At 67.2% G+C, this 23,539-nt stretch carries 27 protein-coding genes and 1 other RNA gene; 14 read left to right on the top strand and 14 right to left on the bottom strand.

The features are described 5' to 3' along the window. Positions 1 to 198: 198 nt before the first annotated feature. The 3 genes from ACO05L_RS13620 to ACO05L_RS13630 are packed head-to-tail and all read left to right on the top strand — an operon-like array spanning position 199 to position 2,880. Positions 199 to 900: a Crp/Fnr family transcriptional regulator gene (locus ACO05L_RS13620; protein WP_421729705.1), complete on the top strand. Its 702-nt coding sequence runs from the start codon at positions 199 to 201 to the stop codon at positions 898 to 900. Between the two features lie 55 nt (positions 901 to 955). Then, positions 956 to 1,984, top strand: coding sequence for a 4-hydroxybenzoate octaprenyltransferase (ubiA, locus tag ACO05L_RS13625; RefSeq protein ID WP_421729706.1), 1,029 nt, complete (start codon positions 956 to 958; stop codon positions 1,982 to 1,984). A gap of 38 nt (positions 1,985 to 2,022) precedes the next feature. Further along, positions 2,023 to 2,880, top strand: a complete 858-nt coding sequence (locus ACO05L_RS13630) for a PdaC/SigV domain-containing protein (protein ID WP_421729707.1) — start codon at positions 2,023 to 2,025, stop codon at positions 2,878 to 2,880. A 13-nt stretch (positions 2,881 to 2,893) separates the two neighbouring features. On the opposite strand, the gene ACO05L_RS13635 is transcribed toward ACO05L_RS13630, so the two are convergent. The 3 genes from ACO05L_RS13635 to ACO05L_RS13645 are packed head-to-tail and all read right to left on the bottom strand — an operon-like array spanning position 2,894 to position 4,474. Continuing rightward, the gene (locus ACO05L_RS13635) at positions 2,894 to 3,841 is read right to left on the bottom strand and encodes an alpha/beta fold hydrolase (RefSeq protein ID WP_421729708.1); all 948 of its coding nucleotides are present in this window, start codon (positions 3,839 to 3,841) and stop codon (positions 2,894 to 2,896) included. Between the two features lie 31 nt (positions 3,842 to 3,872). Further along, positions 3,873 to 4,070, bottom strand: coding sequence for a helix-turn-helix transcriptional regulator (locus ACO05L_RS13640; RefSeq protein ID WP_421729709.1), 198 nt, complete (start codon positions 4,068 to 4,070; stop codon positions 3,873 to 3,875). After that, a complete protein-coding gene (locus ACO05L_RS13645) occupies positions 4,070 to 4,474 on the bottom strand; it encodes a hypothetical protein (RefSeq protein ID WP_421729710.1) in 405 nt (134 codons plus the stop codon). Before ACO05L_RS13645 ends, ACO05L_RS13640 begins: the two co-directional genes overlap by 1 nt. 164 nt (positions 4,475 to 4,638) lie before the next feature. Here ACO05L_RS13645 and ACO05L_RS13650 point away from each other — a divergent pair, with 164 nt between their 5' ends. After that, positions 4,639 to 5,298 (top strand): class I SAM-dependent methyltransferase, encoded by a 660-nt coding sequence (locus tag ACO05L_RS13650; protein WP_421729711.1) that lies wholly within the window; start codon positions 4,639 to 4,641, stop codon positions 5,296 to 5,298. Here the strand turns inward: ACO05L_RS13650 and ACO05L_RS13655 are convergent. From ACO05L_RS13655 to ACO05L_RS13675, 5 genes are all read right to left on the bottom strand, one after another. Further along, on the bottom strand, positions 5,295 to 6,116 hold the full coding sequence (locus ACO05L_RS13655; RefSeq protein WP_421729712.1) for a TIGR00282 family metallophosphoesterase: 822 nt from the start codon (positions 6,114 to 6,116) through the stop codon (positions 5,295 to 5,297). The two genes, ACO05L_RS13650 and ACO05L_RS13655, sit on opposite strands and share 4 nt — an antisense overlap. A 6-nt stretch (positions 6,117 to 6,122) precedes the next feature. Continuing rightward, the gene (locus ACO05L_RS13660; protein ID WP_421729713.1) at positions 6,123 to 6,677 is read right to left on the bottom strand and encodes a 5-formyltetrahydrofolate cyclo-ligase; all 555 of its coding nucleotides are present in this window, start codon (positions 6,675 to 6,677) and stop codon (positions 6,123 to 6,125) included. Positions 6,678 to 6,743: 66 nt separating this feature from the next. Beyond that, positions 6,744 to 6,905: non-coding RNA, 6S RNA (gene ssrS / locus ACO05L_RS13665), on the bottom strand. A 47-nt stretch (positions 6,906 to 6,952) separates the two neighbouring features. Further along, positions 6,953 to 7,276: a cell division protein ZapA gene (locus tag ACO05L_RS13670; protein ID WP_421729714.1), complete on the bottom strand. Its 324-nt coding sequence runs from the start codon at positions 7,274 to 7,276 to the stop codon at positions 6,953 to 6,955. Beyond that, on the bottom strand, positions 7,276 to 7,539 hold the full coding sequence (locus ACO05L_RS13675) for a hypothetical protein (protein ID WP_421729715.1): 264 nt from the start codon (positions 7,537 to 7,539) through the stop codon (positions 7,276 to 7,278). Before ACO05L_RS13675 ends, ACO05L_RS13670 begins: the two co-directional genes overlap by 1 nt. A 93-nt stretch (positions 7,540 to 7,632) precedes the next feature. Here ACO05L_RS13675 and tkt point away from each other — a divergent pair, with 93 nt between their 5' ends. The 6 genes from tkt to ACO05L_RS13705 all read left to right on the top strand — a co-directional run bounded on the left by tkt (position 7,633) and on the right by ACO05L_RS13705 (position 14,443). Continuing rightward, the gene (gene tkt / locus ACO05L_RS13680; RefSeq protein WP_421729716.1) at positions 7,633 to 9,627 is read left to right on the top strand and encodes a transketolase; all 1,995 of its coding nucleotides are present in this window, start codon (positions 7,633 to 7,635) and stop codon (positions 9,625 to 9,627) included. Between the two features lie 141 nt (positions 9,628 to 9,768). Continuing rightward, a complete protein-coding gene (locus tag ACO05L_RS13685) occupies positions 9,769 to 10,599 on the top strand; it encodes a hypothetical protein (RefSeq protein ID WP_421729717.1) in 831 nt (276 codons plus the stop codon). A 10-nt stretch (positions 10,600 to 10,609) separates the two neighbouring features. Then, on the top strand, positions 10,610 to 11,806 hold the full coding sequence (purT, locus tag ACO05L_RS13690; RefSeq protein WP_421729718.1) for a formate-dependent phosphoribosylglycinamide formyltransferase: 1,197 nt from the start codon (positions 10,610 to 10,612) through the stop codon (positions 11,804 to 11,806). A gap of 125 nt (positions 11,807 to 11,931) precedes the next feature. Then, a complete protein-coding gene (gap, locus tag ACO05L_RS13695; RefSeq protein WP_421729719.1) occupies positions 11,932 to 12,939 on the top strand; it encodes a type I glyceraldehyde-3-phosphate dehydrogenase in 1,008 nt (335 codons plus the stop codon). Next, positions 12,939 to 13,250, top strand: coding sequence for a hypothetical protein (locus ACO05L_RS13700; protein WP_421729720.1), 312 nt, complete (start codon positions 12,939 to 12,941; stop codon positions 13,248 to 13,250). Before gap ends, ACO05L_RS13700 begins: the two co-directional genes overlap by 1 nt. Continuing rightward, on the top strand, positions 13,247 to 14,443 hold the full coding sequence (locus tag ACO05L_RS13705; protein ID WP_421729721.1) for a phosphoglycerate kinase: 1,197 nt from the start codon (positions 13,247 to 13,249) through the stop codon (positions 14,441 to 14,443). Before ACO05L_RS13700 ends, ACO05L_RS13705 begins: the two co-directional genes overlap by 4 nt. Before the next feature lie 3 nt (positions 14,444 to 14,446). On the opposite strand, the gene ACO05L_RS13710 is transcribed toward ACO05L_RS13705, so the two are convergent. After that, complete coding sequence (locus ACO05L_RS13710; RefSeq protein WP_421729722.1) at positions 14,447 to 14,626, bottom strand: hypothetical protein; 180 nt, start codon at positions 14,624 to 14,626, stop codon at positions 14,447 to 14,449. A gap of 166 nt (positions 14,627 to 14,792) precedes the next feature. Here ACO05L_RS13710 and fba point away from each other — a divergent pair, with 166 nt between their 5' ends. Further along, the gene (gene fba, locus ACO05L_RS13715) at positions 14,793 to 15,878 is read left to right on the top strand and encodes a class II fructose-bisphosphate aldolase (RefSeq protein WP_421729723.1); all 1,086 of its coding nucleotides are present in this window, start codon (positions 14,793 to 14,795) and stop codon (positions 15,876 to 15,878) included. Positions 15,879 to 15,899: 21 nt separating this feature from the next. Here the strand turns inward: fba and ACO05L_RS13720 are convergent, their stop codons facing one another. Then, positions 15,900 to 16,538, bottom strand: a complete 639-nt coding sequence (locus ACO05L_RS13720) for a DUF2799 domain-containing protein (protein WP_421729724.1) — start codon at positions 16,536 to 16,538, stop codon at positions 15,900 to 15,902. Between the two features lie 125 nt (positions 16,539 to 16,663). On the opposite strand from ACO05L_RS13720, the gene ACO05L_RS13725 reads away from it, so the two are divergent. The 3 genes from ACO05L_RS13725 to rpoH all read left to right on the top strand — a co-directional run bounded on the left by ACO05L_RS13725 (position 16,664) and on the right by rpoH (position 19,106). Then, positions 16,664 to 17,677 (top strand): RluA family pseudouridine synthase, encoded by a 1,014-nt coding sequence (locus tag ACO05L_RS13725; RefSeq protein WP_421729725.1) that lies wholly within the window; start codon positions 16,664 to 16,666, stop codon positions 17,675 to 17,677. 12 nt (positions 17,678 to 17,689) lie between these two features. Beyond that, positions 17,690 to 17,992, top strand: coding sequence for a GNAT family N-acetyltransferase (locus tag ACO05L_RS13730; protein ID WP_421729726.1), 303 nt, complete (start codon positions 17,690 to 17,692; stop codon positions 17,990 to 17,992). 226 nt (positions 17,993 to 18,218) lie between these two features. Continuing rightward, positions 18,219 to 19,106, top strand: coding sequence for an RNA polymerase sigma factor RpoH (rpoH, locus tag ACO05L_RS13735; RefSeq protein ID WP_421729727.1), 888 nt, complete (start codon positions 18,219 to 18,221; stop codon positions 19,104 to 19,106). An 18-nt stretch (positions 19,107 to 19,124) separates the two neighbouring features. On the opposite strand, the gene ACO05L_RS13740 is transcribed toward rpoH, so the two are convergent. The 4 genes from ACO05L_RS13740 to ACO05L_RS13755 form a co-directional block, all read right to left on the bottom strand. Continuing rightward, positions 19,125 to 19,931, bottom strand: a complete 807-nt coding sequence (locus tag ACO05L_RS13740; protein ID WP_421729728.1) for a response regulator — start codon at positions 19,929 to 19,931, stop codon at positions 19,125 to 19,127. A 96-nt stretch (positions 19,932 to 20,027) separates the two neighbouring features. Beyond that, positions 20,028 to 21,323, bottom strand: coding sequence for an adenylosuccinate synthase (locus tag ACO05L_RS13745; protein ID WP_421729729.1), 1,296 nt, complete (start codon positions 21,321 to 21,323; stop codon positions 20,028 to 20,030). Between the two features lie 76 nt (positions 21,324 to 21,399). Next, positions 21,400 to 22,554 (bottom strand): phosphoserine transaminase, encoded by a 1,155-nt coding sequence (locus ACO05L_RS13750; protein ID WP_421729730.1) that lies wholly within the window; start codon positions 22,552 to 22,554, stop codon positions 21,400 to 21,402. Between the two features lie 14 nt (positions 22,555 to 22,568). Next, positions 22,569 to 23,477 carry a DnaJ C-terminal domain-containing protein gene (locus ACO05L_RS13755; protein ID WP_421729731.1) on the bottom strand — a complete coding sequence of 303 codons (909 nt, stop codon included), beginning with the start codon at positions 23,475 to 23,477 and terminating at the stop codon, positions 22,569 to 22,571. Between the last annotated feature and the right edge of the window lie 62 nt (positions 23,478 to 23,539).

Below are 23,539 nucleotides of genomic sequence, written 5' to 3' on the forward strand. Positions count from 1 at the left end.
CCGCCCTGTGTACGGCGTCGTACAGTCAAAATAACTGAGCCTAGTCGGCAGCGTCCGATCCGCGCCTGGTCAGTGGTGGCGGGCGTTTTGAAACGACATACCGCAGTCGTCGTGAAGCTTTGCATTCATGGCCAGACACACGCGAAACGTTAAGTCGGTTTCCGGCGGACAGCGCGTATCGCTTTCCCCTATCGGGCGATGATGTCCACTGCTTCGCCCTACAATACGCTGATCGACAGCCTGTCCCCTGACGATCGCGACGCTCTTCTTGCTGCATCTGTGCCGTTCGACTTCAAGGTGGGGCAGATCTTCCTCGAACCCGGCGACACGGTCGAGCACGTCTATTTCGTTTACAAGGGCATCATCTCCGCCGTGGCCGCGATGGCGGATGGACGGACGGTCGAGGTCTTCATGGTAGGGCGCGAAGGCGTCACCCACCCTTCGGCGGCCACAGCCGGCGCGATCACCAGCTATTCACGCCAGGCCGCCCAGGCCGATGGCCAGTGCCGCCGCATCGAGGTTTCGCGCCTGCGCGCCCTGGCCGACGAGCGCGAGGGTCTGCGCGCGGTGGTATCGGCCTATGCTTCGAACCTTCAGGCCGAGTTGGAGCAGTCGGGCGCCTGCAACGCCCTGCACCGGGCCGAGCAGCGTTTCGCCAAATGGCTGTTGAGGTGTCATGACAGGATCGACGGCGACACCCTGAACCTGACCCAGGAATATCTGGCCAGTATGCTGGGCTCGCAGCGCACCACCGTGAACGAGGCGGCGCAGGGACTGCAGAAGACCGGCGCCATCACCTATTCGCGCGGCAAGATCACCATCGTCGACCGCGCCGCACTCGAGCGCACCGCCTGCGAATGCTACAACGGACGCACCCGCGAACCGGCCCTGACGGCCTGAGCCTTCGGCTCGCCGCGTCCTTCTCGCGCCGCTGCGAAGGGCCTAAGAGGAGCGGATGCCCCCCGCCTCCCTGCCGAAATCCGACGCCCCCCTGCCCGATGCGGGTCAGAACTGGGTCGACGCCCATGCGCCCGAGGCGCTGAAGCCTTGGCTCAAGCTGGGCCGGTTCGATCGGCCGATCGGCATCTGGCTGCTGCTGCTGCCCGGCTGGCAAGGGATCGCCCTGGCCCACGCCCGATATTCGGAGCCGCCCGGCCTGTTCACCCTGTGGCTGGTCGTCGGTTTCGCCGTCGGGGCCTGCCTGATGCGGGCTGCGGGCTGCGCCTTCAACGACATCATCGACCGGGATATCGACGCCCAGGTCGCCCGCACCGCCGCCCGACCGCTGGCGTCGGGCCGGATCAGCGTGAAACAGGCCTGGGCCTTCATTGTCGGATGCAGCCTGATCAGCTTGGCGATCCTGCTGACCCTGGGCCTGCCAGCCATTGCGCTGGGCGTCGCGTCGCTTGGGCTGGTCGCGGCCTATCCCTTCATGAAGCGCATCACCTGGTGGCCTCAGGCCTGGCTGGGCCTGACCTTCAACTGGGGTGCTCTGATGGGCTTTGCAGCGGCTGCGGGCGTCGCAGCGACCGGGTTCGTGGCTCGCGCGGTCGAGGCGGGAGCCGTCACCGGCGCACTGGCGCCGGTCTGGACCTGGACCGACACCCTGCCCGTCCTGCTGCTCTATGCCGGCGGGGTGTTCTGGACCCTGGGCTACGACACCATCTACGCCCTGCAGGACATCGAGGATGACGCCATGGTGGGGGTCAAGTCCTCCGCCCGACGCCTGGGCGCATCGGCGGTCGGGGGCGTGGGCCTCTTCTATCTGTTCGCCCTGGTCCTGGCGGCTCTGGCCGGGTTCAGCGCCTGGCTGGGTCCTTTGTTCTATGTCGTGCTGGCGGCCTACGGGGTGCATCTGGCCTGGCAGGTGCGCAGCCTGCGCCTCGACGATCCCGCACTGGCCCTCAGGCTGTTCAAGTCGAACCGAGAGGCTGGCTTCGTCCTTCTTCTCGCTCTCGCAGCCGGCGGACTTCGTTTCATCTGACCCCTCGCCCCGCGCCCCACCTCTGATAGGATGCCTGCATGACCTCCCGCATGCCCTCCGCCCCGTCGAACACGCCCCGGATCGCCCTGGTCCTGGGCGCCGCCCTGCTGACCCTGGCCGCCTGCAACCGCGACAAGGACGAAAGCGTGCCGGCCCAGCCGATCGAGGCTCCCGCTCCCGCCATCACGGCCGCCGACGCCGCCGCACCCTTCGCCTTCGACAGCGCCAACACCTACGCCAACGTCAAACTGACCCTGCCTCAGGCCGTGAAGCCCTGGCCCGATCTGCACGCCCGCCTCTATTCCACCGCCGTGCGCGATCTGCGTCAGTTCACCGAGGGCGCCCAGGCGGACAAGACCGAGGCCGGCGGGCAAAGCGTCGCCCCCTATGAGAAACAGATCACCTTCGACAGCCCGGTCGAGACGGGCAAGATCATCAGTCTGGCTCGACGCGACTATGAGTTCACCGGCGGCGCCCACGGCAACACCCTGTTCGCGGGCGTCCTGTGGGACAAGGCGATGAAGCGCCAGATCAGCGCCGCACAGATGTTCCGCCCGGGCGCCGACATGGCCGCCCTGGACCGCGCCCTGTGCGTCGCCGTCAACGTCGCCCGCAAGGAACGAAATCCGGAAGCCACGCCTCTGGCCCTGACCGGCGGCGACTGGTCCTGCCCCAAGGCCGCCGACACGCCCTTCGTCCTGAGCCAAGGCACGACGCCGGGCAAGGCGGGGGGGCTGACCTTCCTGATCGGCCCCTATCAGGTCGGTCCCTATTCGGACGGCAGTTATGCCGTCGCCGTGCCCCAGAGCGCGATCCGCGCCCAGCTGGCCCCCGCCTATGCCGACGAGTTCGCAGGCGAGCCGGTGAAGCCCGCCTCCAACCCTGCCAACCCCTGAGGACGCGGCCGACCTATTTCAGGAACGCGTCCACCAGGGCGTCGAACCGGGCCGGCTGGTCGGCCATGATGAAGTGTCGCGCGTCGTCCACCCGGATCAACCGCACGCCCGGCAAGGTCGCGTACTCCCGGTTCCAGGTGGCGTCGGCCAGGGCGGCGGGCGCGCCTCCATCCGCGTCAGAGGCGTAGAGGGCCGTGACCGGCGTGGTCATGGCCGCCAGACCGGGGCGCGCATCGGTGGTCATCACATCCTTCATGGCCGAGGCCAGGGCGTGGCGGTCGCTGGCCAGGGACCATCCCACCATGGCCTCACGCGTGGCTGGATCGCGGGCCAGGCTCGCTGCGGTCTGGACCTGCTGAGCCTGGAAGGTCGCGTCATCGGCTGACAGGATGACGCCTGCCGCCTGGGCCGCGAAGGGCGCCGCCTGTTCCGCCGTCACGGTCGGGCCGAACATGGCGCTGTAGAAGGGCAGACTGTCGACCGTCATCAGCCGGCCCACGCGTTCGGGATGGGACTGGGCCAGCAGCAGGCCGCTGAGGCCGCCCATCGAATGGCCGATGATCGCAGGGCGATCCAGCCCGGTCCGTTGAATATAGGCGGCCAGGGCCTCGACTTCCGGCGCGACGAAGGCCCCATCGCCGTGGCTCCACGGTTCGCCGGCAAACCCCGCCAGTTGCACCAGATGCACCCGGTGCGTCGCGGCCAACCGCGTCGCCAGAGGCCGCCAGATTTCGCGCGACGAGGCCAGACCGGGGATCAGGACGACGTCGGGGCCTTGCCCCATGACCTCGACCGACAGCCGGTCGGAGGTGAAGGCCTGGGCTGTAGCGACCGTGGGCGCTGACCGAGCTTCGGCCCGGCCCTGCTCGGAGGCCACGCAGCAGGCGATGATCACGCCCACCATAATGGCGATCCGGCCATGGCGAGGGGCGCACAGCCTTGGGAAGGATGCGTTGAACATGACAAAGATCCTGTGAGGTCGGCTGACGGCGTCAGCCGTAGGGGTTGGTGAAGATGTCCTCGACCGGGCGTCCGAACAGGGCGGCGATCCGGTAGGCGAGATCCAGCGAGGGATCGTGCCGCTCGGTCTCCAGGGCGTTGACGGCCTGGCGTGAGACCCCAAGCCCCTGGCCCAGCTGTTCCTGGGTCCAGCCGCGCTCGGTCCGAAGCAGTTTCAATCGGTTCTGCATCAGCGCGTCGTCCGGATGAAGGGCGAGATCAGGCCGAACGCCGCCCAGAACAGCACATAGACGAACCAGCCCGGCGCATGAGGCGCATCGGCGTAGCTTTCGGCGAAACCCCAGGCCGAGAAGACGCCCATGGCCACCCCGGCGGCGATGATGAACTGTTTGGCGGTCAGCGCCCGCATGAACTCGTCGGAATCCCGCATCAGCGACAAGGTGGCCCAGATCTGTCCCAGGATCGGCGCAGACACCGCCGCAGCGAATACCCAGGCGGCGGGCGTTCCCCGGATCGCATCGAAGACGCCGAAGATGGCGGCGACATTGAGCGCCACATAGACGCCCATGAAGCTCATCGTTCGCACGACATACTTGCGGTGAGCCTGAGTGGTGGATTTTCCCATGGCGAGCATGTCGCGTTCCCCTGACTGAATGTAAGGCTAGAATTACACCACCGCGATGTAAGGTCAACATTACTTTTTGCGCGGTACGGTCCACGAGCAGGCGGCGAGGCATTGGGGCTCAGCACGCGCAATCAGAATGACGCGACCGGACGCTGATCAGCTATGAGGTCGCCATGTCCCTGCTCGCCCACGACGATCCCGCCGGCTTCATCCTGTCCAACACGCGATTGCAGGTGGTGCCGCACACGCCAGAGATCTCGCTCTGGCTCGCCGACGAGATCACGCCGATCTGGCGGATGACGGAAGAGGAGTTGGGCGAAATCGGCCTGCCCCCGCCCTTCTGGGCCTTCGCCTGGTCGGGCGGTCAGGGGCTGGCGCGCTGGTTGCTGGACAATCCGCGCGAGGTCGCGGGCAAGCGGGTGCTGGATTTCGCTACCGGCTCGGGCATGGTGGGGATCGCCGCGATGAAGGCGGGCGCTGGCCATGTGCTGGGGTGCGACATCGACCCCTTTTGCGCCGCCGCCGTCGCGCTCAACGCCCAGGCCAACGGCGTGGCCATGGACTTCACCGACGCCAACCTGCTGGACGCCCCGCCGCCTGCGGTGGATGTCATCTGCGCCGGGGATGTCTGCTACGAAAAGCCCATGACCGACCGGGTTCTGGGCTGGCTGGCGCAGGCCCAGGCTCAGGGGACGCGCATCCTGATCGGCGATCCCAAGCGCACCTATTTCCCCAAGGACGGCCTGACCTTTCTGGCCGAATACAGTGTGCCGACGACGCGCGAGCTGGAGGATTTCGAGATCAAACGCTCCAGCGTCTGGTCCATGCCCTAGACGACGGGGATCGCCTGGCTGAGCCGGCCGCCGACGCGGATCGGCTCGACGCGAATGGCCAGGCCGGTCTTGTCGTCCGTTTCGACATAGACGCCGCAGATGGTGGCCGGGCCGTGGGCCGGGGTGTAGCGGCCGCCCGAGATGCGGGTGGTGAAGCGCCGCAGCGGCTCTTCCTTCTCGTTGCCGATGACGCTGTCATAGTCGCAGCAGCCGCCGGCGTCGGTCTGATAGGCCGTGCCGCTGGGCAGGATCTGGCAGTCGGCGGTCGGGACGTGGGTGTGGGTTCCGACGACCAGCGAGGCGCGGCCATCGCAGAAATGACCCATGGCCATCTTCTCCGACGTCGCCTCGGCGTGCATGTCGACAATGACGGCGTCGGCGACGTGTCCCAGCGGGGCGGCGTTCAGCTCGCGATCCACGGCGCTGAACGGACAGTCCTGAGGATCCATGTGGACACGGCCCAGCACGTTCATGACCAGGACCGTCTTGCCCGAATGGGTCTCGAACAGATTGGCGCCCGCACCCGGCGCATCCATCAGTCGGGGATAGTTGGCCGGCCGGATCAGGCGCGGCTCGCGGACGATATAGGTCAGGGCCTCGCGCTGGTCCCATGAGTGGTTGCCCAGGGTCAGGCAGTCGGCGCCGGCCATGAACAGCTCGCGCGCCGTGTTCTCGGTGATGCCAAAACCGCCCGCCGCGTTCTCGGCGTTGACCACCACGAAGTCGAGCTTCAGGTCGCGCTTGAGCGCAGGCAGATGATCGGTGAGGCCGTCGCGACCGGACTTGCCGATCACGTCGCCGAAGAAGGCAAGACGCATGAGGAGTTAGACCTTTCGCGCCGGGGTATAGCCGACCTCGGTCAGAACGCCATGCAGGGCTTGATCGTGAGCCTCGGTCGGGATGCGTTCGAGCCGCTGGCCCGCATAGGCGAAGCCGATGCGGATCGCATGCGGCAGCCCTGCGAAGGTCCGGTCGTAATAGCCGCCCCCCTGCCCCAGCCGCCCGCCGAAATCGTCAAAGGCCAAGAGGGGCGTCAGGATCAGGTCGGGCGTCACCACCTTGGCCAGGGGCAAGGGCGCGGGACAGCCAGCGGCGTCCATTTCCAGGGGCTCGCCCGGCGCCCACAGGCGGAAAACCATCGCCGCGTCGCGTTCGAGCACCACCGGCAGGCACAGGGTTCGCCCGGCGGCGAACAGGGCGACGGCGGCGGCGTCAGTGTCCAGCTCGGAGCCCATGGCGTGATACAGGGCGAGGACAGCGCCGTGCGGCAGTTGGCTGCAATGTTCGGCGGCGCGCGATGCGGCCAGAGGATCGGCCTCGGCCAGACGCTTTCGCAGGCGTCGCATCTCGGCCCGCAGGGTCGGCTTGTCAGAAACCATCGGAACCGCGCTCAAGCAGCGAGGCTCCGCGAGCCGAGCGGTAGCGCCCCTAAAAGAAAGAATGTTGGCGGCGCCGTAAGAGCCGTGAAGGACGGTTTGATCCTCTCGAGCCTGGGTAGCCAGGTGGGCTCCGTGTGCCCGACCCCACGAGGTCAGACAGGGACAGATCCCGTCGAGTGAATTAAGGCCGCGAGGATATGTTGCCTTCGACGTGAGCCACAGCATGACCCGCCGTCGATCAAGATAGGCCTACACAGGCCCAGCCACAAGCGGCGCTAGAGGGATTGCGCCAGCTTCTCTATCCGGGCGGCGACGGCGTTCAGCGCCTCGGCGACTCCCGCATCTGGATCAGCGGCCGGTGATGGCGCAGCCGGCGCGGGATCAGTTGGCGAGGCCAGCCGCGCCTCGTGCAGTTCGTCGGCCAGAATCAGGGCCGCCATCAGAAACAGCCTCAAGTCCCCGACGTGACCGACATCCCCGGCGACCCGGCGGACATTGTTGTCGAATTGGCGCGCCAGCAGGCGAACGCGGTCTTCCTGTCCATCCGCGCAACCGACGGCATAGGGGCGGCCGTTGATATCAACCGTGACCGTGGCCATCAGTCTTCTGCTTCTGAATCGGTGGGGGCGGCCAGCAGGTCGCGCAGTTGATCGGCGGCGCGGGCCAGGGCCTCGGAAGCGTCTCGGCCGGCAGCCTCCAACTCGCGCACCCGCGCACCCGCGTCCGACGAGGGCGCAAATAGGTCGTCGTCGCTCACCGGCGGCGCAGAGGCCGGACGGGCCTTCAGCTCCATCACCTTTCGTTCCAGGGTCGCCAGCGCCCGGTCGATCCGGTCTTTCGCGGCGGTCGTGGCGTCGGCCATCGGTCGCATCCTCCAGAATCCGTATAGAACCCGCCCGCGCGTCGGGGTAAAGCGGCGCGCCTCCGTTTTTGAACTATCCGTGAAAGGTCAGCCATGACCGACGCCAACACCGTCTCCGCCAAAGCCTCTCCCAAGCAGATGGCCGACGCCATCCGCGTTCTCGCCATGGATGGCGTCGAAAAGGCCAAGTCGGGTCACCCGGGCATGCCGATGGGCATGGCGGACGTCGCCACGGTGCTGTTCTCCAAATTCCTGAAGTTTGACGCCAGCCGCCCCGACTGGGCTGACCGCGACCGCTTCATCCTGTCGGCGGGCCACGGCTCGATGCTGATCTACGCCCTGCTGCACCTGACCGGCTACAAGGCCGCGACCAAGGAAGAGCTGCTGAACTTCCGCCAGTGGGGCTCCAAGACCGCCGGTCACCCCGAGTATGGCCACATGCCCGGCGTCGAGGTCACCACCGGCCCCCTGGGTCAGGGCCTGGCCACCTCGATCGGCTTCGCCATGGCCGAGCGCCATCTGGCGGCCAAGTACGGCGATGACCTTGTCGATCACCGGACCTGGGTCGTCGCCGGCGACGGCTGCCTGATGGAGGGCGTGTCCCAGGAAGCCATCGCCCTGGCCGGCCGCTACAAGCTGAACAAGCTGACCGTGCTGTGGGACGACAACGCCATCACCATCGACGGCGCCGTCAGCCTGTCGGACGCCACCGACCAGAAGGCCCGCTTCAAGGCCGCCGGCTGGGCGGTGAAGGCCATCGACGGCCACGACATGAAGGCCATCAAGTCGGCGCTTCAGTGGGCGACGCGTCAGGACAAGCCGACGCTGATCGCCTGCAAGACCAAGATCGGCAAGGGCGCCGCCACCATGGAAGGCAGCCACAAGACACACGGCGCGGCCCTGGGCGCCGCCGAGATCGCCGCCACCCGCCTGGGCCTGGCCTGGGAACACGAACCCTTCGAGTTGCCAGAGGCCGTCGACAAGGCGTGGAAGAAGGTCGGACGGCAAGGCGCCAAGGACCGCAAGGCCTGGGAGGCCCGTCTGGCCGCGTCGAAACAGGCCGCCGACTTCACCCGCGCCATGAAGGGCGACCTGCCCGAATCGGCCTTCGACGCCTTGAACGCCAAGATCGCCGAGCTGGTCGAGACCAAGCCCGCCCAGGCCACGCGCCAATCCTCGGGCGCCGCCCTGGACCAGCTGTTCGGCGCCATCCCCGAACTGGTCGGCGGCTCGGCCGACCTGACCGGATCGAACAACACCTTCGTCAGCGGTACGCCGATCTTCGACGCGCCCACCTATGAGGGCCGCTACATCAACTGGGGCATCCGCGAGTTCGGCATGTCGGCGGCGATGAACGGCCTGGCCCTGCACGGCGGCGTCATCCCCTACGGCGGCACCTTCATGGTGTTCTCGGACTACAGCCGTCCGGCCATCCGCCTGTCGGCCCTGATGGGCATCCGCGCCATCCAGGTCCTGACCCACGATTCCATCGGTCTGGGCGAGGACGGCCCGACCCACCAGCCGGTCGAGCATCTGGCCGCCCTGCGCGCCATTCCCAACCTGATGGTCTTCCGCCCCGCCGACACGGTCGAGGCCATGGAAGCCTGGCAGGTCGCGCTGGAATCCAAGGCCACGCCTTCGACCATGTGCCTGTCGCGCCAGAAGACCCCGGCGGTCCGCACCGTCGCGGCCAACGAGAACCTGACCGCCAAGGGCGCCTATGAGATCAAGGCGGCGTCGGCCGAGGCCAAGGTCACCCTGTTCGGCACCGGCACGGAACTGGCCCTGGCGCTGGAAGCCGCCGCGACCCTGGAAGCCGAAGGCACGCCGACCCGCGTCGTCTCCGTCCCCTGCTTCAGCCTGTTCGAACGTCAGGACACAGCCTATCAGGCCGCCATCATCGGTCGCGGCACCGTGCGCGTCGCCATCGAGGCCGGTGTCAAACAGGGCTGGGAGCGGTTCATCGGCGAAGACGGAGCCTTCATCGGCATGTCGTCCTTCGGCGCATCGGCCCCGGCCGAAGTTCTGTACGAGAAGTTCGGCATCACCGCCGCCGCTGTCGTGGCTGCGGTCAAGGCGCGGCTCTAGCGCCGGGCGGATGTCGCACATCACACCCTGCACGCCAGTCGCCGAATCATGTTCGGTGGCTGGCGCGGCTGATCAGGCGCATAGCTTGCGCCCTGACGTCTGCAGCGGGGAATGATGATGAAGCCATTGGCGAGCGTGGCGGTGACGGCAATGGCCCTGGGGCTTGTCGCCTGCAATCCGGGCACGGGCGTCCAGGCCCAGACGGCGCCGCTCGCCGAAGCCATCCCTCTGGTCGCTCAGCCCAGGCTTTCGGCCGACATCGAGGCCATGCCGCGCCTGACAGGCGACAGCCCAGCCATCGCGCGCATCAATGCCGAGCTCGGCCAGATGGACGCCCAAGCCGTCCGTGACGCCGCCGAATGTGTCGAGACAGCGGCGGACGGGCCGGGCGGCGGCTGGTCGCGCTGGATCACACAGCCGATGACCGGGCCCGGGTATGTGACCCTGAGCGCCCAGTTCGAATACTACTGCGGAGGCGCATATCCCGTGAACGCTCAGACGGCGGTGACCTATGACCTGACGACGGGCGCCCGCGCCAACTGGCCCGCCCTGCTTCCCGCCCTGCATCTGATCCAGGAGGAAGCCGCCGCCGACATGCCAAGCGGCTATGTTCACAGCCTGTACTCGCCTCAATTGGAGGCTCTGTACGAGCGCCTGATGATCGCGGACGCCACCGCTGCGAACGGTGAGCCCATCGACGCCGAATGGCTCGCCCAATGCCGCGACGTCTGGAAGCCACAGGATGACGAGGAGGTGGCGCAGACCTTCTACCTCTGGGCCGATGCAGAACATGGCGGCGTGGCGATCAGCCCCGACTATCCCCACGTCGTTCAAGCGTGCGGCGGTCCCGCCTATGTGTCGGGCGCCGAGCTGGGCGCCGCCGGGGCGGACAGACGCCTGGTCGACGCACTGACCACCGCCAAATCCGCCGGGCGCTGGTCGCCCCATGAAGATCAAGCCGCTGATGAATAAGGATGGCGCAATGAAACTCGGCACTCCCCTATCCGACACCGCCGTCCGCGTGATGCTTCTGGGCGCAGGCGAGCTGGGCAAGGAGGTCGCCATCGAGCTGCAGCGGCTGGGCTGCGAGGTCATCGCCGTCGACCGCTATCCCAACGCCCCGGCCATGCAGGTGGCGCATCGCAGCCACGTCATTCCGATGACCGACCCGCAGGTGCTGAACGGCGTCATCATGGCCGAGGCGCCCCACATCATCGTGCCCGAGATCGAGGCCATCGCCACTGAGGTCCTGGCCGATATCGAGGCGGCGGGCATGGCGCGCGTCGTCCCGACTGCGCGCGCCACCCAGCTGACCATGAACCGCGAAGGTATCCGCCGTCTGGCCGCCGAGGAACTGGGCCTGCCGACCAGCCCCTTCGCCTTCGCCGGGTCGGCCGAGGAACTGGCGGCGGGCGCCCAGGCTGTGGGTTTCCCCTGTTTCGTCAAGCCGGTGATGTCCTCATCGGGCAAGGGCCAGTCGTTCGTCGAGAACGCCGATCAGGTCGGCGACGCCTGGGCCTATGCCCTTGCCTCGGGCCGGGTCGACACCACCAAGGTCATCGTCGAGGGCCGGATCGACTTCGACTACGAGATCACCCTGCTGACCGTGCGGTCACGCGGCGCGGACGGCCAGACGCGCACAGACTTCTGCGCCCCCATCGGCCATCGTCAGGTCAAGGGCGACTATGTCGAGAGCTGGCAGCCCCAGGCCATGACGCCCGCCGCCATCGCCTCGGCCCAGGACATCGCCGGCAAGGTCACGGCAGCGCTCGGCGGCTGGGGCGTGTTCGGGGTCGAGCTGTTCGTGAAGGGCGACACCGTCTGGTTCTCGGAGGTCAGCCCCCGTCCCCACGACACCGGCCTGGTCACCCTGGCGACCCAGACGCAGTCGGAGTTCGCCCTGCACGCCCGCGCCATCCTGGGCCTGCCGGTCGATGTGACCCAACGCGACATCGGCGCCAGCGCGGTCATCTATGGCGGCATGGAGGCGCAAGGGATCGCCTTCGAAGGCGTGGCCGAGGCCCTGTCGGTGCCGACTGCCGACCTGCGGCTTTTCGGAAAACCCGAGGCGTTCGAGCGTCGCCGCATGGGCGTCGCCACCGCGCGTGGCGCGACGACCGACGAAGCCCGCGACCGCGCTCGCCGGGCCGCCGCCTGCGTTCGCGTGGTCGAACGCTGATAGCCACGCTTACGCCTGGCGACATAATCCATCACGTCTTGTTACGCCTGCGGGGTTGATCCCAACGCCCGCCGGTCCCATTGAAGCGCCCAACAAAGACCCTCGCCCTCAAGGAGCACTGCCCCATGACCGTCCGCGTCGCCATCAACGGCTTTGGCCGTATCGGCCGTCTCGTCCTGCGCTCGATCGTCGAGCATGGCCGCACGGACATCGAGGTCGTGGCGATCAACGACCTGGGCCCCGTCGAGACCAACGCCCACCTGTTCCGCTACGATTCGGTTCACGGCCGCTTCCCCGGCACGGTCACGACGGGCGAAGACTGGATCGACGTCGGCACCGGCAAGATCAAGGTGACCGCCGAGCGCGACCCGGCCAACCTGCCCCACGCCGAGCTGAAGGTGGACATCGCCTTCGAATGCACCGGCATCTTCACCTCCAAGGACAAGGCCTCGGCCCACCTGAAGGCCGGCGCCAAGCGCGTCCTGGTCTCGGCCCCCGCCGATAACGCCGACAAGACCATCGTCTTCAAGGTCAACCACGACACCCTGACCGCCGACGACATCGTCGTCTCCAACGGCTCGTGCACCACCAACGCCCTGGCCCCGGTCGCCAAGGTCCTGCACGACCTGTTCGGCATCGAGCGTGGCTATATGACCACCATCCACGCCTACACCGGCGACCAGCCGACGCTGGATACGATGCACAAGGATCTGTACCGCGGGCGCGCCGCCGCCCTGTCGATGATCCCGACCTCGACCGGCGCCGCCAAGGCCCTGGGCCTGGTCCTGCCGGCCCTGAAGGGCAAGCTGGACGGCTCGTCCATCCGCGTCCCGACCCCCAACGTCTCGGTCGTTGACCTGAAGGTCGTCGCCGGTCGCGACGTGACGGTCGAGGAAATCAACGCCGCTCTGCAGGCCGCCGCCGACGGTCCGATGAAGGGCGTCCTGGCCACCACGATCGAACCCCTGGTCTCCAGCGACCTGAACCACATCGCCGCCTCGTCCACCGCCGCCCTGCCCCAGACGCAAGTGGTCGACGGCAAGCTGGCCCGCGTCCTGACCTGGTACGACAACGAGTGGGGCTTCGCCACGCGCATGGCCGACACCGCCCTGGTGATGTCGAAGTTCCTCTGATGATCAGATGGGCGCTGACGATCCTTCTGGTTCTGTCAGCGCCCACGGCGGTCTACGCCGCCTATGCCGCCATCTACAGCGCCATTCAACTGAGCAAGGACCTCCTGGGTCTTATGACGACGCTGCTATGGCTGTCCTGCGCCTATTTCATCGTTGGACTTTGGCGGCAGAAGACGACGAATAAATCCTTAACCAGCATCATCTCCTACATCGCAGTCGGCGGGATACTCTTGGCGCTTTGCGTCAATGCAGTTTTTCTCATCACCATACTCGTGACATGGGATCCAGATGTAATCGGGCAATATCCATGACCTTCCGCACCCTCGACGACGCCGGTTCCCTCAGCGGCAAGACCGCCTTGGTCCGCGTGGACTTCAACGTCCCGATGGAAGGCGGAAAGATCACCGACGACACCCGCCTGCGCGTCGCCCTGCCGACCATCAACAAGCTGCGTGACGCGGGCGCCAAGGTCGCCCTGCTGGCCCACTTCGACCGGCCCAAGGGCAAGGTCGTGCCGGCCATGAGCCTGGCCCCCGTCGTCGATGATCTGGAAGCCCTGCTGGGCGCGCCGGTGCGGTTCGCCGACGACTGCGTGGGCGATGTGGCCAAGGCGGCCATCGCCGACCTGGACGCCGGCGGCGTGCTGCTGCTGGAAAACGTCCGCTTCCATGCAGGCGAGGAAGCCAACGATCCGGCCTTCGCCGCCCAGCTGGCCGAGATCGCCGACATCTATGTCAACGACGCCTTTTCCGCCGCCCACCGCGCCCACGCCTCGACCGAAGGCGTCGCCCGCCTGATCCCCGCCTATGCGGGCGAGTCCATGCGCCGCGAGCTTGAGGCCCTGGACGCCGCGCTTGGCAATCCCAAGAAGCCCGTCATCGGCATCGTCGGCGGCGCCAAGGTTTCGACCAAGCTGGACCTGCTCAAGAACCTGGTCGGCAAGCTGGACAAACTGGCCATCGGCGGCGGCATGGCCAACACCTTCCTGTTCGCACAGGGCGTCGATATCGGCGGCTCGCTGGCCGAGAAGGACATGGCCGACACCGCGCGCGAGATCATGGCCGAGGCCGCGTCCAAGGGCTGCGAGATCCTGCTGCCCGTCGATGTCGTGGTGGCTGTTGAGGTCAGGCCGGGCGCCGACGCCCGCACGCTCAAGACCGGCGAAGCCCTGTCCACCGACGACAAGATCCTGGATGCCGGCCCCGAAACCGTCGCCCGCCTGAACGCCGCCATCGACGGGTCCAAGACCCTGATCTGGAATGGTCCGCTAGGCGTGTTCGAGGTCCCGCCCTTCGACGCCGCCACGGTCGCCGCAGCCAGGCATGTCGCGGAACGCACCAAATCAGGAGCCCTGATCGCCGTCGCGGGCGGTGGCGATACGGTCGCCGCCGTCAACCACGCGGGCGTGGCCGACGACTTGACCTTCGTTTCCACGGCGGGCGGCGCCTTTTTGGAATGGATGGAGGGCAAACCCCTTCCCGGCGTGGAGGCGCTCAGCGCCTGACGCCTAGCCCCTCGTGCGGCCCTCGTTCTCGCGGGGGTCGCAGTCGGCGGACGATCCCGAGGCCACGGACCCGCACTGGGGCGTGCACCGCGACGAGTCGCGGCAATAGTCGTCCAGATCGGCCGACATGGCGCCGCAGCCCGTCAGCATCAGGATCACGCTCAAACCCAGCAGTTTTCGCATCCCAAACCTCCCCTACTCCAGCAGATGAGGTTGAATGCCATGCTGTCCGCAAGGCAACGCCTGTCGATTTCTGACGCCTCGCGATTGTAACATTGCGTGACTTTGCAGCGCGGCGCCATTAGGCTGCGCGCAAACAAAAACAGTCATCACCTCAGGATTTTTTCCCATGGCGCGCATCACGCTGCGACAGCTTCTCGACCATGCGGCCGAGAACGACTACGGCCTTCCGGCCTATAATATCAACAACATGGAACAGGGTCTGGCGATCATGGAGGCGGCGGAAGCCGTCAACGCCCCAGTCATCATCCAGGCCTCGCGCGGCGCCCGCAGCTACGCCAACGACATCGTCCTGGCCAAGCTGATTGACGCCCTGGCCGAGCTCTACCCCCACATCCCGGTCTGCATGCACCAGGACCACGGCAACGGCCCGGCGACCTGCGCCACCGCCATCCAGTACGGCTTCACCTCGGTGATGATGGACGGCTCGCTGGAAGAGGACGCCAAGACCCCCGCCTCCTACGAGTACAACCGCGACATCACCCGCCGCGTCACCGAAATGGCCCACGCCTGCGGCGTCTCGGTCGAGGGTGAACTGGGCGTGCTGGGCTCGCTGGAAACTGGCATGGGCGAGGCCGAGGACGGCCACGGCTTCGAGGGCAAGCTGGACCACTCGCAACTGCTGACCGACCCCGATCAGGCCGTCGACTTCGTGCGCGAAACCCGCGTCGACGCCCTGGCCATCGCCATGGGCACCTCGCACGGCGCCTATAAGTTCACCAAGAAGCCGACCGGCGAGATCCTGGCGATGAACGTGATCGAGGAGATCCACCGTCGCCTGCCCGACACCCACCTGGTGATGCACGGCTCGTCTTCCGTGCCGCAGGACCTGCAGGACATCATCAACGCCTATGGCGGCGAGATGCCCCAGACCTGGGGCGTGCCGGTCGAGGAAATCCAGCGCGGCATCAAGCACGGCGTGCGCAAGGTGAACATCGACACCGACAACCGGATGGCCATGACCGGCGCCGTTCGCAAGCTGCTGGCCGAGAAGCCGGGCGAGTTCGATCCCCGCGCCTGGCTCAAGCCCGCCAAGGAAGCGATGAAGAAGCTCTGCATCGAACGCTATCAGCAGTTCGGCTGCGAAGGTCAGGCGTCGAAAATCCGCCCGCTGTCGACGGCCCAGATGGCCAAGCGCTACGCCGCCGGCGAACTGGACCCCCACTTCGGCTCGGCGACCTCCAAGGCCGCCTGATCCCCACTCGCGGCGGCTGGATCACCAGCCGCCGTATGAGCCCTGCATCCGATAACGGATCTCACGCGCCCAGCCCTCGGCGTCGTCCAGCTCGTTCTGGGCGCGACGCCAGTCCCGTCCGGTGTCTTCGCGCTCGCGGCGCAGCTCGCGGATACGGTTCTCGATCGCGCGGCGCTGCTCGTCCGTCACGCCTTCGGCGCGCATCTCGGCCTGCTTGCCCTCGATCTTGTCGTCCAGCTCTTCCATGCGGTCGGCGCGCGAGGTCACCCGGCTGCGCGCCTCATTGATCGCCTGATCCGCCGAATAGATCTGCCGCCCGTCGTTGTAGGCGGGCAGGAAGTCCGCTTCGAGCGAGGCCGGGCACACGCCGGCATAGGACGTCCCCTCGCGTCCCGCGCTGAAGCCCCGCGCCGGTGTGCAATAGCCGCGCAGGCCCTGGTCGCGCCCCTGGCGATAGGCATAGGCGTCCGGCGTCACGCCATGCTTGGCGCAGGCCTGGGCGTGTTCGTCGAGCCGGCTCATCGTCAGCCCGCCCAGACCGTCCGCATAGCCCTGACCGGCCCAATCGCCGGCCAGACACTGTTGCTCGTTCATCGTCGCACAGCTGCCGAGTGCAAGGGCGCCGCCCAGACCGGCGGCGGCCAACAGTAGATAGCGCATGAGTAATCCCTCCCCAGAGAGCCGCATTTTGCCGCAAAGCTTGGTCTTCGCCAACCCGAGCCCGTCGCACCCGCTCGCAAATGCTTCTATGAAGCCCCGGACCGCTTAGGGCGGTGGAGCACACGGTGTCAGACGAACCCATCCTGTCCGAAGAAGACGAAGCCGAAGGCGGAGGCGAGGTGCTGCACGCCCGTATCGAAACCGGCGGCCTGAGGCTGGACAAGGCTTTGGCTCTCGCCTTCCCCACCCTGTCGCGCGCCCGGCTCCAGGCTCTGATCGCCCAGGGCGCGGTCCAGCGCGAGGGCGTGCCTCTGGCCGGCGGTTCGGCCAAGGCCCAGCCGGGGGACTACGCCGTCATCCTGCCCCCGGTCGTCTCGGCGACGCCTCTGCCCGAGGCTATCCCCCTGACCGTCCTGTTCGAGGACTCAGACCTGATCGTCATCGACAAGCCCGCCGGAATGGCCGCCCACCCGGCGCCCGGGACGCCAGACGGCACCCTGGTCAATGCGCTGCTGGCCCATTGCGGGGCGTCACTGTCGGGCATCGGCGGCGTGGCCCGGCCTGGCATCGTCCATCGGCTGGACAAGGACACCTCGGGCGTCATGGTCGCCGCCAAAACCGACCGCGCCCACGCCGGCCTGTCCGCCCTGTTCGCGACCCACGATATCGAGCGTACCTATATCGCCCTGACGCGCGGCGCCCCGTCGCCTGCGCTGGGCCGTATCCAGACCCAGATCGGCCGCTCCTCCGGCGATCGCAAGAAGATGGCGGTGCTGAAATCCGGCGGGCGTGAAGCCATCACCGACTATGTGGTGCAGCAGGCCTTCGGCATCCCCGCCAAGGCCACCCAGCCGCCCATGGCCGCTCGCGTCGCCTGCACGCTCCAGACCGGCCGCACCCACCAGATCCGCGTCCACCTGTCGTCCAGGGGCGCGCCGATCCTGGGCGACGCCGTCTATGGCTCCAGCAGCCCCGCCACGCCGGTCCGCGCCGCCATCGCCCAGGCCGGGCTGACCCGCCAGGCCCTGCACGCCTCGGTGCTGGGTTTCGTTCACCCGGTCACCGGCCAGGCCCTGCGTTTCGAAACCCCGCCACCGCCCGATATGCAGGCGCTCGAGGCCCTGCTCACCGCCCTCTGAAGGAGCCATCCGATGACCGACGCCATCCGCGATAATGCCGACGCCCATCGCTACGAACTCGACATCGACGGCAAGCAGGCCGTCGTCACCTACAACCTCTCAGGCCAGAACCTGATGATCACCGAGACCCTGGTGCCCCAGGCGCTGGAGGGTCAGGGCATCGCCAGCCGTCTGACCAAACATGTGCTCGAGGACGCCAAGGCGCGCGGCCTGCTCATCCTGCCGGTCTGCCCCTTCTTCTCGTCCTACCTGCAAAAACACCCCGAGCACGCCGAGGCCGTCCATCCGACCTATCGCGGCATCCTCGGCATCTGAGCAGCGCCACACGTAAGTCTTGATAAAGGACTGACTGTCCGCTATACAGTCACTCACGCGGTGCAAGTGGCGCCGGAAACACGTTCACGCTTCTGTGTGACGATCCGCCCCTACAATGTGCGGATACCCATAGCCACTTGTCCGTTTGAGGGGTGAGGACGCGGCGCGCATTCGGCGGTCGCATCCGAAGAGCCCGCTCGTTGATACGGGTCGGAGGGACCACATAATGGCTGCACTGAAATCACTCGCGGTGATGTCGCCTGAGCAGGGGCTGTCGCGATACCTGACGGAAATCCGCAAGTTTCCGATGCTGACCAAGGACGAGGAGTTCATGCTGGCCAAGCGTTGGTCCGAGCACCAGGACTCCGAAAGCGCACACCGCCTCGTCACGTCCCACCTTCGCCTCGTGGCCAAGATCGCCATGGGTTATCGCGGCTACGGCCTGCCGATCGGCGAAGTCATTTCCGAGGGCAACGTCGGCCTGATGCAGGCCGTCAAGAAATTCGATCCCGACAAGGGCTTCCGCCTGGCCACCTACGCCATGTGGTGGATCCGCGCCTCGATCCAGGAATACATCCTGCGCAGCTGGTCCCTCGTGAAGATGGGCACCACGGCGGCGCAGAAGAAGCTGTTCTTCAACCTGCGCAAGGCCAAGAGCCAGATCTCGGCCTTCGAGGAAGGCGACCTGCACCCCGAACACCTCGCCGCCATCGCCACCAAGCTGGGCGTGTCGGAAGAAGAGGTCACCAACATGAACCGTCGCCTCGGCGGCGACTCCTCGCTGAACGCGCCGATCCGTTCGGATGGCGAGAGCGAGTGGCAGGACTGGCTCTCCGACGACACCGCCGTGTCCCAGGAAACCGCTCTCGCCGAGTCGGAAGAGAAGTCGCTTCGCATGGGCCTGCTTCAGGAAGCCATGGAAGAGCTGACGGATCGCGAGAAGCACATCCTGACCGAGCGTCGCCTCAAGGACGATCCGGTGACTTTGGAAGAACTCGCCGGCCAGTACGGCGTCAGCCGCGAGCGGGTTCGTCAGATCGAGGTTCGCGCCTTCGAGAAGTTGCAAAAGGCGATGCGGGCCGCCGCCGAGGAACGCAACCTCGTCGACGCCTGACGCCTTCCTGCAACGGCCTCAGCCGGCCCGGGCCAGTGTCTCGGGTTCGGCCAGGGCCAGCAGGGCGCTGATCGGCTGAACCAGCGTCGCCTTGGTCGCCGGACCCGAGGCCAGACACGCTTCCAGCCCACCGGCCGCGATGGCCAGCTTGGCGTCGGCGGTCTTGATGGCCAGGGCCTTCAGGGTCTCGGCCTGTTGGCGTGCTGCGCGGACGGCCTGGATCGGATCATTGTCGAACTGGGCCAGAGCCGCGGCCAGAATGCGCAGCGACTGGTCCTTGACCGCCAGGGTTGCCGCGGCGCCCGACGCTGGCTTGTCCACCTTGCGCTTCTGCGGCCCGGCGTATTCGCCAGAGTTGAAGCGTCGGCGATCCGGTCCGACGTAACCCACGGCCTCGATCCAGTCGCGCGGCTTCAGCGCCACGTTCTCGACGCGGCGGAACAGGTCGGCCGAGGTGAAGGGCTTGCGCAGGAACTCGTGCACGCCGCTGTCGCGCGCGCCCTTGATGGAGGTCGCCGTGGCCTCGCTGGTGCACATGATGATCGGCGCCCGGCGGCTGGCCAGGTTCGACCGCCGCACCTTTCGGGTCAGGGATTCGCCATCCAGCTTCGGGCCGGTGCGCTCGGTGAAGATCAGTCCGGGTTCGATCTCGCGGATCGTGTCCAGGGCTCGCGCCTCGTCGTTCTCGGTGACGACTTCGCGCGCGCCCAGCCCTTTCATGATGTCCACCAGCAGCCGGGCCGAGGCCAGATTCGGATCCACGATCACGATCCGGCGCAGGACAGGTTCGATACGGCTCAGGGTACGGGCGTCAGCAGCGAACACGCTAGGCTCTCCGAAAACAGAGCCTCATCCCTAACGCCAGCGTGTTAAGGCCGAGTTTCGACGCGAAATCAAAGTGAACGCCGCCGCCCCGGCGGATCAGCCCTGGAAGGGATCGCGCATCAGTATGGTGTCGTCCCGCTCGGGGCTGGTCGACAGCAGGGCCACGGGCGCGCCGATGAGTTCCTCGATCCGCCGCACATATTTGATGGCGTTTGCGTTGATGTCCTTGAAGCTGCGGACCCCTGCGGTGCTCTCGCTCCAACCTTCCAGTTCCTCGAACACCGGCTCGGCGGCGGCCTGGGCCTTCAGGCTGGACGGCAGATAGTCCAGCACCTCGCCGTCGATCTTGTAGCCCACGCAGATCTTCAGCGTCTTCAGTCCGTCCAGCACGTCCAGCTTGGTCAGGGCGATCCCGTCGATGCCGTTGATCGCCACCGACTGGCGAACCAGAACCGCGTCGAACCAGCCGCAGCGCCGCGACCGGCCCGTGTTGACGCCGACTTCGCGTCCCACGGTCGACAGGTGTTCACCGACCTCGTCGAACAGCTCGCAGGCGAACGGGCCTTCGCCCACGCGCGTCGTGTACGCCTTGACGATCCCCAGAACATAGCCGACGCCACGCGGCCCGATGCCGGACCCCGCCGCCGCCTGGCCCGCCACGGTGTTGGACGAGGTGACATAGGGATAGGTGCCGTGATCCACGTCCAGGAAGGCGCCCTGCGCGCCTTCGAACAGCACGCGCTTGCCGGCCCGGATCGCCTGATCCAGAATCCGCCAGCCCGGCTTCACATAGGGCAGGATCTTGGGCGCGATCTCCAGCAGTTGCGCCAGCAGCGCCTCCGGGTCGATGGGATCCAGACCCAGCCCAGCCCGCAGGGGATCATGGTGCGACCGCAGCCGGTCGATCTTCACCTTCAGGTCGTCTTCGTTGGCCAGGTCGCAGACGCGGATGGCGCGGCGCCCCACCTTGTCCTCATAGGCTGGACCGATGCCGCGCCCGGTCGTGCCGATCTTGGCGCCCGGCGCGCTCGCCGCCGCCTCGCGCGCCACGTCCAGCGCCGGGTGGATGGGCAGGATCAGGCAGGCGTTGTCTGCGATGGTCAGGATGTCTGGATTGATCGTGATGCCCTGGGCGGTGATCTTTTCGATCTCGCCGACCAGATGCCAGGGATCGACCACGACGCCATTGCCGATGATCGACGGCTTGCCCTGCACCACGCCCGAAGGCAGCAGCGCCAGCTTGTAGACCTTGCCGTCCACGACCAGCGTATGGCCGGCGTTATGACCGCCCTGGAACCGCACGATCATGTCGGCTCGGTTCGACAGCCAGTCGACGATCTTGCCCTTGCCCTCGTCGCCCCACTGGGCGCCGACTACCGCTACGTTTGCCAAGGCAATAACTCCGCTGAATGCGGGCGCAGCCTATAGCGGGTGAATCGGCGGATGTCGTCTGGAACCGGAGGTATTTCTACGCCAGTTCGCCGACCGCCGTCTCGAACGCCCATTCCAGCCAGGGCGTGGCGGCGATCACGTCGGCGGTCTCGACCGTACAGCCGCACCACAGCCTCAGGCCGGGCGGGGCGTTTCGGTGTGGCTCCATGTCGAACACCGCCCCCTCGCCTTCCAGCAGGGCCTTGAACCGGGTGACGAAAGCCTTCCTGGCCTTGTCGTCCAGGGCGTCGATCCGCGCATCGGTGAATTTCAGACAGACCGAGGTCGTGGAACGCACCTCCGGCCGCTCGGGCAGGAAGTCGATCCAGTCGGTCCTGGCGACCCACTCGCTCAGCGCCGCATAGTTGGCGTCCGTGCGCCGGATCAGCTCCGTCAGGCCGCCGACGCTATCCGCCCAGTCCAAGGCGTCGATCCAGTCCTCGATGGTCAGGATCGAGAAGGTGTTCATCGCCACGCCGTCGGCCAGGGCCCGGTCGAAGCCCTTGCCGTCCGTGATCCGCAGAACCTTGGGAATGGGCCGATCAGGCCGATAGGTGTCCAGCCGTTCCACCGCACGCGGCGACAGCACCATCACGCCAATGCCCGCCTCGCCGCCCAGCGCCTTCTGGAAACTGAAGGTCACCACATCCAGCTTGTCGTAGGGCAGAGGCATGGCGAACGCCGCCGAGGTCGCATCGCAAATCGCCAGCCCCTCGCGGTCGTCGGCGATCCAGTCGGCGTTTGGAACGCGGACACCCGAGGTCGTGCCGTTCCAGGGGAAGACCACGTCCTTGGACCAGTCGGTCTTGGACAGGTCGGGCAGATCGCCCCAGGGCGCGGTCAGCGCCTCGGGCTCCAGGCCCAGGTGATCCTTCACGTCGGCCAGCCAGGTCAGGCCGAAATTCTCGAACGCGATCACCTGCACGGGCCGCTGGCCCAGCATGCCCCACAGCGCCGCCTCGACCGCGCCCGTATCCGAGCCCGGCGTATAGAGCAGCATATGGCTGTCAGGGACCTGCAGGATCTCGCGTGTGCGGCGCAGACCGTGGGCGAACCGCTCCACCACTTCGGGCGCGCGGATGCCGCGTCCCAGCAGGTCTTGCGGCAAACCGCCCAGGCTGTAGCCGGGCCGCTTAGCCGTCGGTCCGGACGAGAACCAGGGCCGTTCAGGCCGGTGGGCGGGCTTGTTCATCTTCAGTCCGTCTTTCAGCGGCCGGGCTTGTACGGTCGCTTGGCCCGCCAGTCTTCGGCGAACTTGATCAGGGCGTCGTCGGGCTTCTCAGGCAGGGCGACCACGATCCGGGCCTTCAGGTCCCCACGACGCCCGCCGACGACGGCGCCCCGCCCCTTCAGCCGCAGCGTCTGGCCCGAGTTGGAGCCCTTGGGGATGGTCACCGACACCGGACCTTCGGGGGTCTGCGCCTGCACCTTGCCGCCCAGAACCGCATCGGGAACGGACACCAGCAGATCCATGGTCAGATCCGCGCCCTCGACGCGGAACACCGGGTGGGGTGCGATCTTCAGCTCGATCAGGGCGTCGCCCGCCTCTGTCCGCCCAGGCGCGCCCTGACCGCGCAACCGAATGGTCTGGCCGTCCGCCGCCCCCTTGGGGATGGCCACGTCCAGCGTCCGCCCGTCCGAGAACTGGATGCGCCGCGTCGCCCCGCTGATCGAGTCTTCCAGGCTGATGTCCAGGGTGGCGCGAACGTCCTGGCCCTTGCCGCCGCCGCCAAAGCCTCGACCGCCGGTCGCGCGCCCGGCTCCGCCGAACCGGCCAAACAGTTCTTCCAGGTCGATGTTGTCGAACCCGCCGCCGGCTCCGCCCTGGCCGAACGGGTTGCCGCCCGCTCCGCCAGCGCCGCCGCCGAACCCGCCGCCGCGATACTGTTCGCGCCCATCGGCGTCGATCTCGCCGCGATCGAACTTGGCGCGCTTCTCGGCGTCGCCCAGCAGGTCGAAGGCGGCCGTCACCCGCTGAAACCGCTCCAGCTTGGCCTTGTCGTCGGGATTGGTGTCGGGGTGCAGCTGTTTGGCCAGCTTGCGGAAGGCCGCCTTGATCTCGGCCGCGCTCGCGCCCCTGGAAACGCCAAGTTCCTTGTAGGGATCGCCAGCCACGTCTTGATCAAGCTCCGTCTGAGAACAGGAGCCGTCAGTTAAGCCATGATGCCGTCAAAGCA

This window comes from Brevundimonas sp. (assembly GCF_965227765.1).
Taxonomy (GTDB): Bacteria; Pseudomonadota; Alphaproteobacteria; order Caulobacterales; family Caulobacteraceae; genus Brevundimonas.

Coding starts and splice junctions, on each gene's coding strand:
- ACO05L_RS13640 (WP_421729709.1), bottom strand. CDS start 4,070: ATGCAGAACCGATTGAAACTGCTTCGGACCGAGCGCGGCTGGACCCAG.
- ACO05L_RS13700 (WP_421729720.1), top strand. CDS start 12,939: ATGATCAGATGGGCGCTGACGATCCTTCTGGTTCTGTCAGCGCCCACG.
- ACO05L_RS13630 (WP_421729707.1), top strand. CDS start 2,023: ATGACCTCCCGCATGCCCTCCGCCCCGTCGAACACGCCCCGGATCGCC.
- ACO05L_RS13645 (WP_421729710.1), bottom strand. CDS start 4,474: ATGCTCGCCATGGGAAAATCCACCACTCAGGCTCACCGCAAGTATGTC.
- ACO05L_RS13620 (WP_421729705.1), top strand. CDS start 199: ATGATGTCCACTGCTTCGCCCTACAATACGCTGATCGACAGCCTGTCC.
- tkt (WP_421729716.1), top strand. CDS start 7,633: ATGACCGACGCCAACACCGTCTCCGCCAAAGCCTCTCCCAAGCAGATG.
- ACO05L_RS13675 (WP_421729715.1), bottom strand. CDS start 7,539: ATGGCCGACGCCACGACCGCCGCGAAAGACCGGATCGACCGGGCGCTG.
- gap (WP_421729719.1), top strand. CDS start 11,932: ATGACCGTCCGCGTCGCCATCAACGGCTTTGGCCGTATCGGCCGTCTC.
- ACO05L_RS13635 (WP_421729708.1), bottom strand. CDS start 3,841: ATGTTCAACGCATCCTTCCCAAGGCTGTGCGCCCCTCGCCATGGCCGG.
- ACO05L_RS13710 (WP_421729722.1), bottom strand. CDS start 14,626: ATGCGAAAACTGCTGGGTTTGAGCGTGATCCTGATGCTGACGGGCTGC.
- purT (WP_421729718.1), top strand. CDS start 10,610: ATGAAACTCGGCACTCCCCTATCCGACACCGCCGTCCGCGTGATGCTT.
- ACO05L_RS13650 (WP_421729711.1), top strand. CDS start 4,639: ATGTCCCTGCTCGCCCACGACGATCCCGCCGGCTTCATCCTGTCCAAC.
- ACO05L_RS13670 (WP_421729714.1), bottom strand. CDS start 7,276: ATGGCCACGGTCACGGTTGATATCAACGGCCGCCCCTATGCCGTCGGT.
- ACO05L_RS13660 (WP_421729713.1), bottom strand. CDS start 6,677: ATGGTTTCTGACAAGCCGACCCTGCGGGCCGAGATGCGACGCCTGCGA.
- rpoH (WP_421729727.1), top strand. CDS start 18,219: ATGGCTGCACTGAAATCACTCGCGGTGATGTCGCCTGAGCAGGGGCTG.
- ACO05L_RS13655 (WP_421729712.1), bottom strand. CDS start 6,116: ATGCGTCTTGCCTTCTTCGGCGACGTGATCGGCAAGTCCGGTCGCGAC.
- ubiA (WP_421729706.1), top strand. CDS start 956: ATGCCCCCCGCCTCCCTGCCGAAATCCGACGCCCCCCTGCCCGATGCG.
- ACO05L_RS13730 (WP_421729726.1), top strand. CDS start 17,690: ATGACCGACGCCATCCGCGATAATGCCGACGCCCATCGCTACGAACTC.
- ACO05L_RS13720 (WP_421729724.1), bottom strand. CDS start 16,538: ATGCGCTATCTACTGTTGGCCGCCGCCGGTCTGGGCGGCGCCCTTGCA.
- fba (WP_421729723.1), top strand. CDS start 14,793: ATGGCGCGCATCACGCTGCGACAGCTTCTCGACCATGCGGCCGAGAAC.
- ACO05L_RS13750 (WP_421729730.1), bottom strand. CDS start 22,554: ATGAACAAGCCCGCCCACCGGCCTGAACGGCCCTGGTTCTCGTCCGGA.
- ACO05L_RS13705 (WP_421729721.1), top strand. CDS start 13,247: ATGACCTTCCGCACCCTCGACGACGCCGGTTCCCTCAGCGGCAAGACC.